Here is an 18,318-nt window from a genome sequence, read left to right on the forward strand (position 1 = left end):
GATCAACGAGCCCCAAGTACCAATAGGGGAGGGCGACTTGAAGAATTTCGGAAGGATGGCCGGACGCGGGGGGCTGGCGGTGGGGTGCTGCGCGGTGGCGCTGCTGACCACCGTGGCCGGTACCGCGTATGCCGTGGACAACCTGCCGCCGGAGCGGCCGCTGGTGAAGGACCTGACGTCGGGGGGCAAGGCGTGCGGGAGCGGCGACAACACCGCGTACGTCGCGGAGCGGCCCCGGCTCAGCGCGGTGCTGTACGACTCGGAGGATGACAATCAGCCCTCCGAGTTCAGCCCGGTCAAGGGCGAGTTCGAGGCCTGGTGGACGGACTCGGCGGGGGTGGAGCAGCGCCGTGCCTACACCGGCCTCGCGAAGGGGTCGGGGTCACGCCACGACTGGACCGTGCCTGACGACGTCCCGGCGAACACGGCCGTCTCCTGGCACGTCCGCGCGAACGACGGCAAGGCCACCTCGGCGTGGAGCGACGAGGGCGACGGCTCGGTCTGCTCGTTCGTGGTCGATGACGCGAATCCGGCCAACGCGACGGTCGCCTCGCCCGAATACCCCACCCCGGAGCAGGAGTTCTGGGTGGACGGCGTCGGCGTCTACGGCCACTTCACGATGGACTCGCCCTCGGACGACGTGGTGTCGTACGTGTACAGCTTCCTGGGCGGCCCGGGCGGAACGGTCTCCGCGGGGCGGCCCGGGGCGGCCGTGACCATCCCGTACCTGCCGCTCAGCAGCGGGCCGAAGTACCTCCAGGTCCGCGCGATCGACCTGGCCGGCCGCAGCAGCGGGCAGACCACCTACGACTTCAACGTGAAGTCCGGCCGCGCCCCCGTCGCCCGCTGGAAGCTGACCGACCCCGCGGGGTCCGGCTCGGCCGCCGCCGAGACGGGCACCGCCGCCCGCGCGGGCACCGGCGTGACCTTCGGCGGCACCGCGCCCGCGGGCACCTCCATCACCTCGTCCGTCTCGCTGGACGGCAGCGGCGACGGCTTCCTCACCCCGGACGCCCCCGCCGCCGACACCCGCAAGTCCTTCGCGGTCAGCGCCTGGGTGCGGCCCGCCGAGACCGGCCGGACCATGACGGCCGCCTCCCAGGACGCGGACGGCTCGCCCGGCTTCTCGCTCGGCCTGCGCGCCGAGGACTCCGGCCCGGCCTGGTCGTTCGCGATCGGCGGCGCGCGGGTCTCCGGAGGCGTGCCCGAGACCGGCGAATGGGCCCACGTCCTGGGCCTGTACGACGCGGAGACCGGCAAGGCGCGGTTGTACGTCAACGGCCGTGAGACCGGCACCGCGGCGGCCGCGACGCCCGCCGAGGCGGCCGGGGCCTTCCAGATCGGCCGCGAGCGCGACGCCTCGGGCTACCGCGACCGTTGGCACGGCGACCTCGGTGACGTACGGGTCCACGACCGGGTCGTCGTACCGGGCGAGGTCTCCGAACTGGCACACCGCACGCCGAAGAAGCTCGGCCGCTGGTCGCTGGAGAACGCGACGGACGGCGCGAGCCCCGAGCAGGCGGGCGGCTCGCCGCTGCGGCTCGGCGCCGGGGCGACGCTCTACCGGGGCTCCGACGGCTCCTGTCTCCCGGACATCGACCCGGACTGCCCGCCGATGGCGCTGGTCGGCGACGGGCATCTGCACCTGGACGGCGAGAGCGGGTACGCCGCCACCGACGGACCGGCTGTGGACACCGGGGACAGTTTCACCGTCGGTGTCGTCGTACGCCTCGCCGACTTCGAGCCCGACCACCCCATGACCGTGCTCTCCCAGGCGGGTGAGCACACCGACGCCTTCAAGGTGCGTTACGAGCCGTCCTCGCGCACCTGGCAGCTCGTGATGCCGGAGAAGGACGAGGCCGGAGCCCCGGAGAAGGTCGTGTCCCAGGCGGAGTTCGCGGACGGCGGCGAGGGTCTCGGCCATCGCATCGCGGTGGTCTACGACGACGCGGCCGACACGATCGGGCTCTACGTCGACGGCAGCCTCGACGCACAGGCCAGGGCCGACTTCGCGAACGGCTGGCACAGCACCGGCGCGCTCCAGGTCGGCCGGGCCAAGGCCGGTGACGGCTGGACCGAGTACCTGCGCGGTGACGTGGACGAGGTGCAGGCCTTCGAGGGGGTCCTGAGCGACTCGAAGATCGCCCAGCTGGGCATGGGAACCGACGTCACCCCGTGACGCCGACGGCCCCGGAGACCCTGGAGGTCCTGAACGCATCGAGGGTCAGGGTCCTGGGGTCCTGAACCCCGACCGTCATACCGGCGGGCCTCGGACGGACATCTGCCCGAGGCCGCCGGTACTGGACCGAGGAAAGAAGACCGACCGGGATCCGACCGTCCGCAAGGGGGCCTGCATCACTGCCGGCGGAGTGTCATATCCGTGCACGACAGAGCCACCTTGTGTGTTCTGGCGGACAACTCCCCATGTCTGAACGGCTTTTGGGCAGAGAGATGCGTCCCCGGTCGAGTGATGCGTACCGCTGCCTCGTATGAAGAGTCAGTAAAGAGTCAGCGCTGAGGGAGACCGCTTCCTGTCTGCCCTCTGCGACCCGCCCGGCATGCGGTCCGTGGGTGGGGACGGGTGGCAGGTTCCCCCAGCTCTGCGCCACTTGAAAGGATCCATTGTGCGCAAGAGGCTTCTTTTTGACCGTCGTGCCGTCCTCATGGCGGCCGGTGCCGCGGCCGGTGTCGCGACCGGCCTGGTAGCCGTTCCGGCGATCGCCACGACAACCCCCGCCACGACGACTTCGGGCGCGCGTACGGTCCGTGTGCCGCGTACGCGTGCGAAGTCCGTCACCGGTGCCGCCGCGCGGACCGTACAGGCCGAATTCCCCGTGGGGCACGTCGGCGTCAGCTGGACCGGGCCCAGGCGGGGCGCGAGCATCCGGCTGATAGGCCAGGACGGCAGCCGTGGCGCGTGGACGGCGCTGCAGCCGGTCTGCGGGGCCGGTGCCGACGGGGATGCCGGGGACCCGGCGAAGAGCGTGAGCGCGCTGGTGCCGGCCGGCGGGGCCGCCGGGTACGAACTGCGGCTGCCGGACGGTGCGACCGACATACGTTCCACCGCCATCGACACGGTCAACGGGCCGTCCACGAAGGTCGCCACGGCCGCGACTGTGGGGCGGATCGCGGACGTCGAGTACATCACCCGAGCCGGGTGGGGCGCCGACGAGTCCCTCCGCTTCAAGGCGGACGGCACCGAGAACTCGCCGCAGGCCTACTATCCGGCCCAGGTGATGACCGTGCACCACACGGCGGGCGTCAACGGCGACCCCGACCCGGCGGCCACCATCCGGTCGTACTACTACCTCCACGCGATCACGAACGACTGGGGCGACATCGGCTACCACTACCTGATCGACGAGGCCGGCCTCGTCTACGAGGGCCGATACTCGGGCACGGACGGCATCCCCGCCCATGACGCGAGCGGGAAGATGGTGACCGCCTTCCACACCTCCGGCAACAACTCGGGCAACCTCGGCATCGCCCTGCTCTGCAACTCGAACGAACAGCCCCCGACGGCCGCGGCCCGCCAGTCGCTCGTCCGGTTGCTGGGTGCGCTGTCCTCGTACCACGACTTCGACCCCGAGGCCGCCGTCACCTTCGTCAACCCGGTCAACGGCGTCAGCAAGAACGTCCAGATGATCAACGGCCACCGTGACTGGCTCTCCACCGAGTGCCCTGGCACCACGCTGTACGGCGACCTTCCCGCCCTGCGCACGGACGCCGCGGCGGAGCTGTCGCAACCCCAGGTCTGACGGCGAACCGGGCTGTCGGCCGGGCGGGACGGCAAGTGACGTCTCCCTACGGCGCCCACCTGCACCGGTGCGCTGAATCACCGGCATCGCTTCGGCATTGACGGCGGCCCTGTCCTCTCGGCGCCCCGCCGGAACCCCGGGTTCCGGCGGGGCGTCCGTGCACCGGCCGCCCTTACCGCCGGTCGCTGGGAGGCGAGTTGGGCCAGACTGGGGATGCCGGGTCGGGCGGGCCGGTGTGGTGGAGGAGGGAAGAGGCGCATGGTGCGGGGGCAGCCGTCGATGCAGGAGCTGATCGAGGGGCGGAGGCGGCACGGGTTCGTCGGGCGCGGGGCCGAACGGGCCACGTTCCGAGCCAACTTCGACCTGCCTCCCGAGGACGAGCGGCACCGGTTCCTGTTCCACGTGCACGGCAACGCGGGCGTCGGCAAGACGTTCCTGGTCCGCGAGATGGAACAACTGGCGCGTGAGCGCGGCGCGCTGACGGCCTACGTCGACGAGAGCGTCGGCAGCCTGCCCGAGGCCATGGCGGCGCTGAGCCGCCGGTTCGCCGCGCAGGGGCACCGTTTCAAGGAACTGGACCGCCTGCTGACCGCGTACCACGAGCGGCGGCACGAGGCGGAGGCCGCCCTCCTCGCCCCGCACGAGCCCGAGCGGACCGGACCCTCGGCGGGCAGCCTGACGGTGGCGCGGGTCGGACTGGTGGGGCTGGGAATGGTGCCCGGGGTCGGCGCCTTCGCCGGAGTCCTGGACCCCGCCCAACTGGCCCAGGGAGCAGACCGGTTGAGGGCAGGACTCGGCGCACGCCTGCGCAACGAGGAGGACGAGCGGCTGGTCCTGTCGCCGCACGCCGTGCTCACCCCGGTCCTCGTCAGGGAGCTCTCCGAGGCGGCGTCGGCCGTACCGTGGATCGTCCTGTTCTTCGACACCTACGAACGGACGGGACCGTTCCTCGACGCCTGGCTCCACGCGGTGATGGCGACCCGGGAGCACGGCCTGCTGCCCGCCACCGTCGTCGTGGTGACCGCGGGGCAGCGTCCCTTCGACACCTCCCGCTGGGGCGGCTTCGCCGACTTCGTCACCGACCTGCCCCTCGGTCCCTTCACGGAGACCGAGACGCGCGGCCTCCTCGCGGACAAGGGGGTCGTGGCGGAGCCCGTGGTCGAGGAGGTGCTGCGTCTGACGGGCGGACTGCCCCTGCTGGTCTCGACGCTGGCCGAGCAGCGCCCCGCCGACCCCGACGACATCGGCGATCCCTCGGCCACCGCCGTCGAACGCTTCCTGAAGTGGGAACCGGACCCGGTCCGCCGGGCGGTGGCCCTCGCCTGCGCCCTTCCCCGGAGCCTCGACCTGGATGTGTTCCGGGCCGCCGTGGAGTGCCCCGACGAGGACGCCGACGCGTTGTTCGGCTGGCTGCGCGGGCTGCCGTTCGTGGACGGCCGCGGCGACCGGGTCCGGTACCACGGCCTGGTCCGCGAGCCGATGCTCCGGCTGCAGCGGCGCCATTCCCCGCGCGGCTGGACCGAGCGCCACGAGAGGCTCGCGGAGGTCTTCGGCCACTGGTGCGACGAGGCGGGGACCGGCCTGCTCGATCCCGACGAGCTGTGGAAGCACGAGCCGTGGCGGCGGCTGCGGCTGGAGGCGTCGTACCACCGGTTGTGCGCCCGGCCGCGCGCGGCGCTGGGTGACGCGCTGAGCGACGTGGTCGAGGCCTGCCGGACCGGTCAGGTGACCGGACGCAACTGGGCCAGGATGATCGAGGAAGCCGGGGACGCGGCGGGTGACCCGGCTCTGCGCGACCTGGGCCGGGGACTGACCGGGGCGCTGGCGGACGACGAGGACGGGGTGGCCGCGGCCATGGGCCTGCTGCTGGCCCGCCCCGCGCTGCACGGCGCCGGCCGCGCCCTGGCACACGGGGTGCGGGCCAGGGAACTGCGCAACGCCGGGGAGTACGAGCGGGCCCTGGCCGAGTACGACCGGGCGGTCGAGATCGATCCGGACGAGGCGCGGGTGCACTACGGCCGTGGGTTCACCCACCAGTTGCGGGGTGACTTCACCGCGGCGCTGGCCGCCTTCGACCGCGCGGACGAACTGAGGCCGGGCACGGGGTGGATCATCGCGGAGCGGGCGGAGACACACCGCCTGGCGGGCCGCTTCGAGGAGGCGGTGGCCGACTTCGACCGGGCCGTCGCCCTCGACCCGACGGCCGTCGACTCGCTGGCCTCCCGAGCGGTGTGCCGGCACGCCCTCGATCAGTGCGAGGCGGCGCGCGCCGACTTCGACCGTGCGCTGGGCATGGACGGGACCCACGTCTGGGCGCTCGTCCGCAGCGCCCGGCTGCACCGTGACACGGACGCATGGGACAAGGCGTTCGCCGATCTGGACCGGGCCGCCCGCCTGGAGCCGGACTCCGCCTGGGTCGCGTCGGAACGGGGTGACACCTACCGGCTCGCCGGCCGTTTCGAGGAGGCCGTCGCCGAACTCGGCCGGGCCGTCGGCCTCAAGGCCGACTACGCCTCGCCCCTGGCGGGCCGCGGGGTGTCGCACCACGAGCTCGGCGACAGCGCGCGGGCACTGGCCGATCTCGACCGCGCCGTCGCGCTGGAGCCGGACTACTCCTGGGCCCTGGTGATGCGGGCCCGGGTGAAGTGGGGTCTTGAGGACCTGTCCGGCGCGACCGAGGATCTGCGGCGCGCGCTCGCGGCGAGTCCGGACGCCGACTGGATCGAGGTCGAACTGGGCAACGTGTTCCGGCTCGAGAAGAGGCACCAGGAGGCGATCACCGTCTTCCGGCACGTCCTCGACCGGGACCCCGGCAACGCCTCGGCGCTCGGCTGCCTGGGAGCGACCTACCGTGACCTGAAGGACTACGAGGAGGCGCTGACCTGGCTCGACCGGGCCCTGGCCGACGGCCCGGACTACGCGTTCGCCTACGAGAAGCGGGCCCAGGTGTTCCTGGCGACCGGACGGACCGAGCGGGCCCTCGCCGACTGGGAACGGCTGATCGCCCTGGGCTCGGACGGGGACAAGGCGCGCTGCAGGATCGTGGAGACGCTGATCCACTGCGGCCGGCGGGACGAGGCGATGGCCCGGCTGTCCGAGGCGGGCCCTGAGCCGGGCCCGGACGACCCGCTCGATCTCGACCTCGACTACGTGCGCGTCGAGGTCCTCCGGCACACCGGGGAGTGGGCGCGGGCCCGACACCTCGCGGAACGGCTCCGTGCCGAGGAACCGCTGCCCGGCACGTTCCAGCTGGCGATGACCGAAACGCGGTCCCGGGGCAGGGCGGCCGCGGAACCCTGGTGGCGTGAGCTGGAACGGCTCCTGGACACGGACGCCCCGGACGAGTTCACCCGCCGGTCGGGCCGGTGCATCATCGGCTGGGCCCTCGGGGACTGGGCCGACGCCGACCGGGGGCTGGCCGAGGCCCTGGCCATGGAACACGAATGGGACGATCTGGCCGAGCTCGCGGACATCCTCACCGAACTCCTCGCCGGCCCCGGCGCCGATCCCTCCCGCCTCACCCCGCGCCTCACGGCGGTCACCGCGGCCCGCGACGCGATCCGGGCGCGCTACACGCACTGACGGCGGGCGGGCCGAAGCCCGCGCCTTCTCCCGAAGACCGCCTGGACCCGACCGGCCTTCTCCCGAAGACCGCCCGGACCCGATCATTCGGGGACACCGGAAGCACATCCCCTTTCTGGATCCGGGGCCTCAGCCGACCGTTCCCGTTCGATTACAGTGCTGCCCTGTCGGACGTGCGTACGGACAGTGCCTCAGGAGGTCTCGGTGGGTGCGACAGCCGTCTGGGGCCGCGGGGAGCAGCAGGACTTCCGGAGCCGGGTCCGCGGGACGCTTCTGGGCACGGCCGTCGGCGACGCGCTGGGCGCCCCGGTCGACGGGCTCTCGCTGGAGAGGATCCGGGAGACCCACGGCGCGGAGGGCCTCGTCGGACCGGCCCCCGCGTACGGGCGGCGCGGCGCCGTCACCCATCTCACCCAGCTCGCCCTGTTCGGCGTCGACGGGCTCATCCGCGCCCAGGTGCGCCGCGACACAGGCGCCTGGCATCCGCCCTCCGACGTGCACCGCGCCTACCGCCGCTGGGCGGCCACCCAGAGCGACTGGGGGCCTGACGAACGCCGCAAGGACGACGGCTGGCTGGCCCGCGAGGAGTGGCTCTACGCCCGCCGCGACCCCGCCACGGCCTGCCTGCTCGGCCTCGCCGACGACATCATGGGGACGCTGGACGCGCCCAAGAACCCCGGCGAGCAGGGTCCCGAGGCCGCCGCCCGTTCCGCGCCCTTCGGGCTGCTCGTCGGCTGGGAGCCGCAGCTCGTGATGCAGCTCGCCGTCGAGTGCGCCGCCCAGACGCACGGCCACCCCTCGGCGTACCTGACGGCGGGCGCGTACGCCGTGATCGTGCACGCGCTCGCCCGCGGCGAGAACCCCGACGCGGCCGTGCAGCAGGCCCTCGCGCTGCTCGCGGCCCGGCCCGGGCACCAGCCGGTCGCCGCCGCGCTTCAGCACGCCCTGGGCGCCGTACGGCAGGGCATGCCCTCACCTGAGCGGGTCCAGGAGCTCGCCGTGAGCGGCATTGCCGAGGGGCCGCTCGCCGCCGCGGTGTACTGCGTGCTCGTCGGCGAGGACGTCCGGCACGGTCTGTGCCTCTCGGTGAACCACGGCGGGCCCTCCGCCGTCACCGGCGCCCTCGCGGGAGGTCTGCTGGGCGCCCTGCACGGCGAGACGGCCCTCCCGCCGGCCTGGCTGGCCGAACTGGAGGGCCGTCCCACGGTGCTGGTCCTCGCGGACGACTTCGCGATGGAGATGACCCAGGGGCCCGCGCTGCACGGGCCCGCCGGATCGTCCCCGGGCTGGCTCGCCCGCTACCCCCGCGCCTGAGCCGGAGACACGACGGGCCCCGGTTCCGGTCGGGGCACTAGTCCTTCACGGGCGTGCCCACCACCCCGTCCGGCGCACCCGCCGGTGCCGGGATCGCCGCGGCGGCCGATCCGTCGTCGTCCGTGTTGATGATCTCGATGAGGGCGTCCCGCTCCGGGGTGTCCTCGGGCTTCAGGAAGCCGATGAGGATGTACAGGACGAGCGAGATGACCATCGGCACGGAGACCTGGTACTCCAGCTTCACGTCCGTGCGCTGGGAGAAGTCCAGGTTGTAGTTGACGAAGAAGAAGGCGAGCAGACCGCAGGCCCAGCTGGTCAGCGCCGCCGTCGGGCCGGACTTACGGAACGGCCGCAGCAGACCCAGGATGAACGGGATCGCGATCGGTCCCATGAGCCCCGCCACCCACTTGATGACGACGGTGATGATGTCCTTGAACGTGGGGGAGTTGACCTGGGTGGCCACCGCCATGGAGAAGCCGAGGAAGGCGACGGTGGTGACACGGCCCGCGATGAGCCCGGCACGGGTGTCCCAGGAGCGCGCGGCCTTGGAGAGCACCGGCGCCACGTCCCGGGTGAACACGGCCGCGATGGCGTTCGCGTCCGAGGAGCACATGGCCATCGTGTGCGAGAAGAACCCGACCACGACCAGGCCCAGCAGCCCGTGCGGCAGCAGCTGGTCGGCCATCAGGCCGTACGCGTCCGAGCCGTCCGGCTTCTGCGCCGTGACGAGCAGCGGCGAGAGCCACATGGGGATGAACAGGATGACCGGCCACACGAACCAGAGCCCGGCGGACAGGAACGCGGAGCGCGTGGCCTGCTTGGCGCTGCCCGTGGCCATGTAGCGCTGGGCCTGGTTCCACATGCCGCCGTTGTACTCGAACAGCTTGATGAACAGGTACGCGATGAAGAACACCGTCAGGTACGGGCCCGCGAACCCGTTCGCGTGACCGTGCAGCTTCGGCGAGTCCAGCGCCTTGGAGAGACCGCCCTGGTCGGAGATCTTGTTCAGCGCGATGACCAGCATCGCCAGACCGGCCATCAACTGGATGATGAACTGGCCGAGTTCGGTCAGCGCGTCGGCCCACAGCCCGCCGATCGTGCAGTACACGGCCGTGATGCCGCCGGTGATGATGATGCCCTGGGTGAGCGTGACGCCGGTGAAGACGCTGAGCAGGGTGGCGATGGCCGCCCACTTCGCGCCGACGTCCACGATCTTCAGCAGGATGCCGGACCAGGCCAGCGCCTGCTGCGTCGGCACGTTGTAGCGGTCCTTGAGGTATTCGAGCGGTGAGGCGACGTGCAGCCGTGAGCGCAGCCGGTTGAGCCGGGGCGCGAAGGCCTTGGCGCCGATGGCCACGCCGATGGCGATGGGCAGCGCCCAGGTGACGTACGAGGTGATGCCGTAGGTGTACGCGATGCCGGCGTAGCCGGTGAACATCACCGCGCTGTAGCCCGACATGTGGTGCGAGATGCCGGACAGCCACCACGGCATCTTGCCGCCCGCGGTGAAGAAGTCGCTGACATCGTCCACACGCTTGTGGGACCAGACACCGATCGCGGTCATCACGCCGAAGTACGCGACCAGGACGGCCCAGTCGAGACCGTTCATGTGCCCCCTCCAGGGGTCCGCCTTGTGAACTTGCAGATACCGGACGGCACTTCGCCAGTACGCGTGGTTCCCCCCTGCTCGGGGGAGGGCGGCGCCCCCGTGCGGGAGCGGGGACTTGGGGATTGAACCGCTGGTTCGACCGGCCGGTCAAGACCTCGCGCGGTCACAGATATGAACACAGATCAGAAAGCAGAACGATTTTGCCTCTACTTTACCCACCGGGCTGTTGTCGTGCTCGTGACGTGGACCACACCATGAGCGGGCACTTCGTCAGACCCACAGCAGCAATGACAAGTCGACAGCCGTACGGGATGCGGGTCCCGTGCGCCTGCGAGAGGAGCCGCCGGCCGGATCGACTACCGCATGAGTTCGCCCGCGTTCACGAGCAGGGACTGGCCCGTGATCGCCCGCGCCCGGTCGGACGCCAGGAACACCGCGGCGTCGGCGACGTCCCCGTCCGTGGCCAGCTCGGGCAGGGCCATCCGCTCGGTGAGCCGCTTCAGGACGTCCGCCTCGGGCACCTGCTCGGTGTACGCCGTGAACTGCACGTACGCCTCGACCGGCGGGCCCCACATCCAGCCGGGCAGCACGGTGTTGACCCGTATCCGGTGCGGGCCGAGCTCCCGCGCCAGGGAGTACATCGCGCTCGTCAGAGCGCCCTTCGAGGCCGCGTACGCCGCCTGTCGCACCTGGCTCGGCGCGGCGACCGACGACTGCGTCCCGACGATGACGACGGAGCCGCCACGCTCCTTCAGTGCGGGGAGGCACGCGCGGGTCATCCGCAGCGTGCCGAGCAGGTTCACATCGATGACCGACTGCCAGGTCGCGAAGTCGGCGTCCTCCAGGCCGCCGAAGTAGCTGTCCCAGGCGGCGACATGGACCACCGCGTCGATCCGCCCGAAGCGTTCGGCCGCGAGTGCCGCGAGGGCGTCGCACTGCCCCTCGTCGGTGATGTCCGTCGCGCGGAACGCCGTGTGCGTGCCGTCCGGGTCCAGTTCGGCCGCCGCCTTGGCGAGATTCGCCTCCGTGCGCGCCCCGAGGACGGCGTTGCCGCCGTCACGCACCACGGCGGCCGCGACCTGATGACCGAGCCCGGCTCCGACACCCGACACGACGACCGTCTTCCCCGCGAGCAGTGACATCTGCGGCCTCCCTCATCTCGTGGCCCGGTCCGCCCGTGGCGCGCCCCGTCCGGCGCACTGGCCCCGACGCGACTCTGGCGCATTGCCTGACGGGGCGTCAGAGTATGGGCGTCCGGCGGAGGAAGGAAGTCCCGCGCACGTTCCACCGAGGAAGGGGTTCGTCATGCCGGAGGAGACCCGCAGCGAGACCTACGCGGAACTGGCCGCCCTCGGCCCGTACGGCGTCCACCCGGGCCACGCCCTGATCACCCTGGTCGAACCGCACCCGGGCCACGAGTACGCCTACAACCGCTGGTACGAGGACGATCACTACTACGCGGGCGCGATGGCCATGCCCTGGATGTACGCCGGACGCCGCTGGGTGGCCACCCGTGACCTCCAGCTGCTGCGCTACCCGGAGAAGTCGGCGGTCGCCCAGCCGGTCACCGCGGGCTGCTACATCTCCACCTACTGGGTCACCGACGGCCGCTACGACGACCACATGAAGTGGACCGTCGGCATCAACAGGCGGCTGAACCGCGACGGCCGCGTCTACCAGGACCGTACGCACGTCTTCACGGCCTTCCAGGACCACGAGGCCACCGTCTACCGCGACGGCGCCGCGGGCCCCCGCGACTTCCACGCCCTCGACCACCCCTACGCCGGTCTCGTGGTCGAGGTCGTCGACGCCGAATCCGCCGACCGGCGAGCCGAGTTGCTGGAGTGGCTGCGCTCCCGCCATCTCCCCGGGCGGCTGGCGGGCTCACCCGCCGCCCTCGTCACCGTCTTCCGGCCGACCCCGCTCCCCGGCGACCGCATGACCTATGTCAAGCAGGTCGAGGGCGTGGACACCCGGCTCACCCTGCTGTGGTTCCTCCAGGCGGATCCGCGCGACTGCTGGGAGGCGCACTTCACGGGCCTGGACGAGGCCGTGGCCGAATCGGGCCTGGGGCGTGTGGAGTTGGTGGCCCCATTCATCCCCACGGTGCCGGGGACGGACACCTACGTGGACCGCCTGCGCTGAAGAAGGGTGCCCTTCGGCGAGTGGGCCGAAGGGACACCGGCTTCAGCGCCCCGGAGGCGAACCGAGCCCCGAAAAAGAGAGGGCCGAGCCCCCTCGGCCAGGACGGCGGGCCGGTCGAGAGGGCTCTGTCGGTGGAGCGTATGAAATTGTCCCGTCCATGTGGGTCAGACGAGGCTGGACGCTCCGTGACTCACCTCGGTGACGAAGGCGTTCCAGGCATCCGCGGGAAAGGCGAGCGTGGGGCCGGCGGGAACCTTGGAGTCCCGGACGGCCATCGCCGAGAGGACAGGGGACTTGACCTCGACGCAGGCGCCGTTGCCGGTGGAGTAGGAAGACTTGGTCCAGGTGTCGAGGGCGCCCTGCTGAATTGCCATGATCGCTCCAGAAAGCTGTCGTTCGTCGATGAGTTGCCGCCACGAAGCCATTGGCGCATTGCCACCGGACCGTGGATCCGTCAGGAGACCCGCGGTCCGGATTGCGCCAACGTTGTTGCTCGATGGCGTGATCGACGCTACTCGCCAACATCGGCTGGCGAAGCGACTATTCACTCGACTGGATGGCATATTCCATGGGGGTCTTCCCCGTTGGTGCGGCGACAGTGTAGGGTCCGGCCACTCATCGGCGGGGGCGCCCTTCGAGGCCGCCCCCGTGCCGATCAGCGCGCGTACTCCTTCGCGATGTCCGCGATGAACTGGCGCGACTGCTCCACGTTCAGGGCCTGGGCTCGCAGGTGCTCGTACATCACGCTGTACTTCTGGACGTCGTTCGCCTTCTCCAGGTACAGGTCGCTCGTCACGCCCTCGATGTAGACGACGCTGGAGTCGGCCGCGTCGGGGAACTCCAGGATCGCGTACTGGCCGTTGAGGCCCGGGTGCGCGCCCATGTCGAAGGGGATCACCTGCACGGTGACGTGCGGAAGCTGGGACTGCTCGACGAGGTATTCGAGCTGCTCGCGCATCAGCGAGCGGTTGCCGACGGCGCGGCGCAGGGCGGACTCGTCGAGGACGGTCCACAGGCGCAGCGGGTTGTCGGGGGCGGAGATTCGTTCCTGCCGCTTCATCCGCACCTGGACGCGCTTGTCGATGTCGACGGGCGCGGTCTCCGGCAGCGCCCCCGCGATCAGCGCCTCGGCGTACTGCCGGGTCTGCAACAGGCCCGGGACGACCTGGGGGTCGTACACGCGCAGGCTCGCGGCGTCGGTCTCCAGACCGATGTAGACGCTGTACGGGATGTCGCCGAAGGAGTGCCACCAGCCCTGCTGGCGCGAGTCCTTGGCCATCTGCATCAGCGAGTCGACGATCCGGTGGTCCTCGACCTCGTAGACCCCGCACAGATCGCGGACGTCGCGCTGGCTGATACTGCGCCGGCCGTTCTCCAGCCGGCTGATCTTCGACTGTGACACCAGCAGGCGCTCGGCGACCTCTTCGGCCGTCATGCCCTTGAGCTCGCGGAGCCGCCGAAGCTCCTGGCCCAGCCGGCGCCGCCGGACGGTGGGATTGACACTTGACGCCACGGGACGTGCACCTCCGGCTGCGGGCCTGTACTTTGCGTATCTGCTGTTGAGCAGATTGCCACCAAGGTGCTTTCTACCGCTGGGAAACGGCGTATATGCGCCTGGTGGGCGCAAGTTCGCAGATTCGGCGTGTATACGCGGCCGTACGCCGTCGTCGTCACCGCGGTTGTCGTCGTCACCGCCGTCACCGCCGTCACCGTCACCGCCGTCGCCGTCACCGTCGGCGCGGACCCCGCGAACTCCCCTGGGACATAAGGAAGATCGCCGCCGACGCGTGGTCATTCCCGGCCTGCCGCCCGGGTGCGCCCGGCTCCCTCAGGGAGGGGACGCATCCTCGGATGCGGTCGCGCGGGGTGGCTGGGACCGTGTCGTCGTCCGGACGTACGGTCCCAGCCACCCCGCGCGAGCCTGCGGCTCCCGAACCGGATCATGGGGACTGCGGTGCGGCGCTGGTGTCTTGCGGCGGTGCTGGCGGTGCGAGTGTTGCCGACGGTGCGTGACACGGGCCGCGTGGGCCCGTGGTTCAGTGCGCCACGGCGCGCGCCATCGAGCCATGGCGCGGTTGCATCGGAACACCGCGTGCGGTTTCCGGTGCGGACCTGACGCCGGCGGTGGCCGGGCGGCCTGCCGGTGCCGGGTTGCGGCGCGGCTGTGCCGCCACACCGCTCTGAACGTCCATCACGGCGTGCGCCACGAGGCCGCCCATGGGGTCGTGCCTGATCAGGTCCCGCAGCCGGGAGCGGGACGAACGTCCCTCGTTCCCCGGATACAGGTGCTTGCCGAGACCGACCGCGTGGGCCAGCGCGGCGAGCGCCGCGGTCCGCGGGTCCGGCGGTACGCCGGTGCGGATCGCGTTGTCCAGCCGGGTTCGGATCTCCCGGCTGATATCCGTGTCCGTCGCTTGGTAGCGAGTCGTCGGAAGCACCCCGCACATCTGGCCGGCCACGGCATGGACCATGCCGCACCTCTCCAGATGCGAGAGGTAGGTCTGGCGGAGCCCCAGGCGGGGTCCGCCGATCCAGTTGACCGCGCGTACGGGTGCCCCGCGCCGCCGAAGGAGTTCCAACGCACAGTCCAGTGTTGGATCTCCGGTCGGCCGTGGCACCACCACGGCGATACGATCCCCGTCTGGGGCTATCCGTCCGGCCAGCGCCAGCTCCACTAGCTGTGCTCCGGCCAGACCGAGGTCGAGCGACTGCGGCTGCGCGGTGGTACCCGTGGTCGGGTCCAACGCCAGCAGCAGAAGCTCCTCCGGAATTGTTCTGCGGCTCTTGCCCATCCATGCCTCCCCGCGTGGATGAATGACAGGGTGACCCCTCTCACATTGGTCTGTCGAGAGCGCGTGACCGGAATATGAGGGAACCGGCAGGTATGTCGTTCTCGTCTACCGCAAGAGTCGAGCCCTCGCACAGGACACTGGTACATGGTTCGGGCAGCGGTGTCCGGGCGGCGGTTCAAGGGTTTGACGGTTCGTTTTCGGCGCGCGGCGGGCGCGCGCCGCATGGAGGAGGCATCGGTGGCGGGCGAGTCCCCCGACAGGTCGAAGCAGCACGAGTCGTCGGCGTCGTCGGCAGAAGCGACGCCGGTGACCCCGGCGTCGGTTCCGAGTCCGGCGCGGTCGGGCGCTCCGGCGTCGACGTCGACCCAGAGCTCGGCTCCGGCCGACCCCCGGATGGCGATGGCCCGCGAGAGGGCCGCCACGGTACGGGTGGATCAGGCGACGGCGGTGTTCTCCACGAAGGCGTTCTCGGCCGAGAAGGCCCGCACGACGGAACCGGAGCGTGTCTCCGAGTCCGCGGGCGGCGAGGGCGAGGCCGGGGGCAAGAACGCCGAGGGTGACACCCGGCTGCGCGCGGCGGTGGCCGCGTGGGTCGCCGGACCGGACGAGCCCGCTCCGGCGGACGCGACCGGGGCCGGCTCCGGGAGTGGCGACGAGCCCGCGGACGATGACGGCCCCACGGGCGGCGACGACGCCGTGAACGACGCCGAAGCCGCTGACGCCGACGCCGGCGAGAGCGACGCGGACACGGACGACACGGAGCCGGCCGACGCCGTCGAGGGTGACGACACCGACACCGACACCGACACCGACGCCGACGCCGAGGCGGAGCTCGCCGAGGAGCCGGGCGAGCCCGCGGCGTCCGACGTGGCGTCCGGCACGGACGAGGAGGCCGCCGAACCCGCCGCCGACCTCGGCCCTGACCTCGACATCGATATCGACACCGGCAAGAAGCCCGAGTCCGATCAGGAGCCCGAGTCCGACCAGGAGCCGGAAGCCGCCTCCGACGAGACTTCCGCGGACCAGGCGGACCAGGCGGACCAGGCGGACCAGGCGGACGACGACGAGCCCGCGTCCGCCTCCAAGGACGAGCCCGGGAGCGGCAGCGACGCCGAACCCGAGGACGAGCCCTCGGACGCGCCCGAGGGCGGGCTCGACGGCGACAGCGACTCCTCCGACGAGCCCTCGGACACGGAGGCCGGCGAGGCCCCCACCCCCGAGCCCCCCGTCGATCAGCCCACCGCCGTCTTCAAGACCCCGCGACGCCCGGCCGTGGATCAGCCCACCACCATGCTCAAGCTGGGCGGCGCCACCCGGAAGCCGGCCGACGGGAAGCCCGCTGCCGGACCGACGGACACCCCCGCGGACAAGGCCGCCGACAAGCCCGCCGAGCAGCCCACCGACGAGCCCGGCGCCAAGCCCGCCGGTGCCCCCGTGCGCACCAGCAAGTTCGTCCCCCTCAACCGGCTCGACGACTTCGCCCCTCCGGCGCGCCCGAAGCCGACGCCCGAGCCTTCCACGAAGCCCGAGCCTTCCGCGAAGCCCGAGCCTTCCGCGAAGCCCGAGCCCTCCGCGAAGCCCGAGCCCTCCGCGAAGCCCGAGCCCTCCGCGAAGCCCGAGCCCTCCGCGAAGCCCGAGCGGACCGCGAAGCCCGAGTGGGCCGCGAAGTCCGAGCGGACCGCGTCCGCGCCTGCCCCCGCCCCCGCGCCCAAGTTCGCCGACAAGCCCGCGGCGGCCACCGCTGCCATTCCGCAGGTCGGCCCCGAGCGCACCACCCAGCTCCCGCTTCCGCCGAAGCCCCCGCTGGACCTGCTCGCCGAGCTGACGAACACTCCGCCGCCGCCGCAGACCCCGGTCCGCACCCTCGTACGGCGGGTCAAGATCTGGACGCCGCTGGTTCTGCTGCTCGTGGTGATCTTTGCAGTCGCGCAGGCCTTCCGCCCGCTGCCGGCCCCGGCTCTCACGCTCAGCGCCGACAGCACGTACACCTTCGGCGGCGGCACCCTCGACCTGCCCTGGCCCGGTCAGGGCCAGTCCGCGATCGAGGTGGACGGCGTGGGCAGTCTCGGTACCGACGGCAAGCAGACCCCCGCCCCCGTCGCGAGCGTCGCCAAGATCATGACGGCGTACGTGATCCTCCAGGAGCACCCGCTCAAGGGGAACGAGGACGGCGAGAAGATCACCGTCGACCAGCAGGCCGAGGACGAGTCGAAGCTGCCGGACGAGTCGAAGGCGCCGATGACGAAGGGCCAGCAGTTCACCGAGCGCCAGATGCTCCAGATGCTGATGATCCCCTCGAGCAACAACGTGGCGCGGCTGCTGAGCCGCTGGGACTCCGACGCCAAGAGCTTCGTCGCCAAGATGAACGCCGCGGCCAAGGATCTCGGCATGACGAACACGACGTACACGGACCCGAGCGGTCTGCAGAAGACGACGGTCAGCACGGCCACCGACCAGATCAAGCTGGCCAAGCGGGTCATGAAGAACGACGTGTTCCGCGGCATCGTCGGGATGGCCAAGGCGGACATCCCGGGGCTGCCCGGCACGATCTACAACAACAACGACCTGCTGGTGAAGCAGGTCGGCGTGATCGGCCTGAAGACCGGTTCGTCGACGCCCGCGGGCGGCAACCTGGTGTGGGCCGCGACCAAGGTCGTGGACGGCAAGACGCAGACGATCTACGGCGCGGTGATGAACCAGAACGCCGGCACCGGCAAGCTCTGGGACAGCCTCCAGCTGGCGATCACGAACAGCCAGAAACTGATCGACAAGGTCCAGAAGAGCCTGATCACCGCCACGGTGGTGAAGAAGGGCCAGGTCGTCGGCTACGTGGACGACCAGCTCGGCGGCCGGACCCCGGTCGTCGCCACCAAGAACATGACCGCGGTCGGGTGGCCCGGCCTGAAGACCGAGCTGAGCATCGGCCAGGGCAAGTCGGCCGTCCCGCACACCGGCGAGGCGGGCACGGTCGTCGGCGAGCTGAGGGTCGGCGACGGTTCCAGCGAGGCCGTGCGGATCCCCGTCGCGCTCCAGTCGGACCTCGCCGAGCCCGGCTTCGGCGCGAAGGTGACCCGCGTCGGCTGAGCGGACACGCACACCGGTGACGTACGCGCGCACA

Annotated in this window: 12 protein-coding genes; 7 read left to right on the forward strand and 5 right to left on the reverse strand. The window is 71.5% G+C overall.

Annotated elements, in window-relative coordinates:
- Positions 1-55 precede the first annotated feature (55 nt).
- The 4 genes from OG780_RS24090 (at position 56) to OG780_RS24105 (ending at position 8,654) form a co-directional block, all read left to right on the forward strand.
- Entirely contained in the window at positions 56-2,179 is a 2,124-nt protein-coding gene (locus tag OG780_RS24090) for a LamG domain-containing protein (protein ID WP_328451409.1), read from the forward strand.
- 445 nt (positions 2,180-2,624) lie between these two features.
- Complete coding sequence (locus OG780_RS24095; protein ID WP_328451411.1) at positions 2,625-3,758, forward strand: peptidoglycan recognition protein family protein; 1,134 nt, start codon at positions 2,625-2,627, stop codon at positions 3,756-3,758.
- A gap of 258 nt (positions 3,759-4,016) precedes the next feature.
- Entirely contained in the window at positions 4,017-7,340 is a 3,324-nt protein-coding gene (locus tag OG780_RS24100; protein WP_328451413.1) for a tetratricopeptide repeat protein, read from the forward strand.
- Between the two features lie 204 nt (positions 7,341-7,544).
- The gene (locus tag OG780_RS24105) at positions 7,545-8,654 is read left to right on the forward strand and encodes an ADP-ribosylglycohydrolase family protein (RefSeq protein ID WP_328451415.1); all 1,110 of its coding nucleotides are present in this window, start codon (positions 7,545-7,547) and stop codon (positions 8,652-8,654) included.
- 37 nt (positions 8,655-8,691) lie between these two features.
- Here OG780_RS24105 and OG780_RS24110 read toward each other — a convergent pair whose 3' ends face one another.
- Positions 8,692-10,263, reverse strand: coding sequence for a sodium:solute symporter family protein (locus OG780_RS24110; RefSeq protein WP_328451417.1), 1,572 nt, complete (start codon positions 10,261-10,263; stop codon positions 8,692-8,694).
- Between the two features lie 356 nt (positions 10,264-10,619).
- Positions 10,620-11,405: an SDR family oxidoreductase gene (locus OG780_RS24115; protein WP_326787192.1), complete on the reverse strand. Its 786-nt coding sequence runs from the start codon at positions 11,403-11,405 to the stop codon at positions 10,620-10,622.
- 163 nt (positions 11,406-11,568) lie between these two features.
- On the opposite strand from OG780_RS24115, the gene OG780_RS24120 reads away from it, so the two are divergent.
- Positions 11,569-12,408 (forward strand): hypothetical protein, encoded by an 840-nt coding sequence (locus OG780_RS24120; protein WP_328451420.1) that lies wholly within the window; start codon positions 11,569-11,571, stop codon positions 12,406-12,408.
- A gap of 164 nt (positions 12,409-12,572) precedes the next feature.
- Here OG780_RS24120 and OG780_RS24125 read toward each other — a convergent pair whose 3' ends face one another.
- Both OG780_RS24125 and OG780_RS24130 read right to left on the reverse strand, forming a co-directional pair.
- The gene (locus tag OG780_RS24125; RefSeq protein WP_328451422.1) at positions 12,573-12,782 is read right to left on the reverse strand and encodes a DUF397 domain-containing protein; all 210 of its coding nucleotides are present in this window, start codon (positions 12,780-12,782) and stop codon (positions 12,573-12,575) included.
- 281 nt (positions 12,783-13,063) lie between these two features.
- Positions 13,064-13,921, reverse strand: a complete 858-nt coding sequence (locus OG780_RS24130) for a helix-turn-helix domain-containing protein (RefSeq protein WP_328451424.1) — start codon at positions 13,919-13,921, stop codon at positions 13,064-13,066.
- Between the two features lie 129 nt (positions 13,922-14,050).
- Here OG780_RS24130 and OG780_RS24135 point away from each other — a divergent pair, with 129 nt between their 5' ends.
- Positions 14,051-14,176, forward strand: a complete 126-nt coding sequence (locus OG780_RS24135; protein ID WP_328451426.1) for a hypothetical protein — start codon at positions 14,051-14,053, stop codon at positions 14,174-14,176.
- 268 nt (positions 14,177-14,444) lie between these two features.
- Here the strand turns inward: OG780_RS24135 and OG780_RS24140 are convergent, their stop codons facing one another.
- The gene (locus tag OG780_RS24140) at positions 14,445-15,200 is read right to left on the reverse strand and encodes a GOLPH3/VPS74 family protein (protein WP_326787196.1); all 756 of its coding nucleotides are present in this window, start codon (positions 15,198-15,200) and stop codon (positions 14,445-14,447) included.
- A 237-nt stretch (positions 15,201-15,437) separates the two neighbouring features.
- Between OG780_RS24140 and OG780_RS24145 the strand changes: the two genes are divergently transcribed.
- On the forward strand, positions 15,438-18,284 hold the full coding sequence (locus tag OG780_RS24145) for a D-alanyl-D-alanine carboxypeptidase family protein (protein WP_328451428.1): 2,847 nt from the start codon (positions 15,438-15,440) through the stop codon (positions 18,282-18,284).
- Positions 18,285-18,318 lie beyond the last annotated feature (34 nt).

Source organism: Streptomyces sp. NBC_00386, from assembly GCF_036063235.1.
GTDB lineage: Bacteria > Actinomycetota > Actinomycetes > Streptomycetales > Streptomycetaceae > Streptomyces.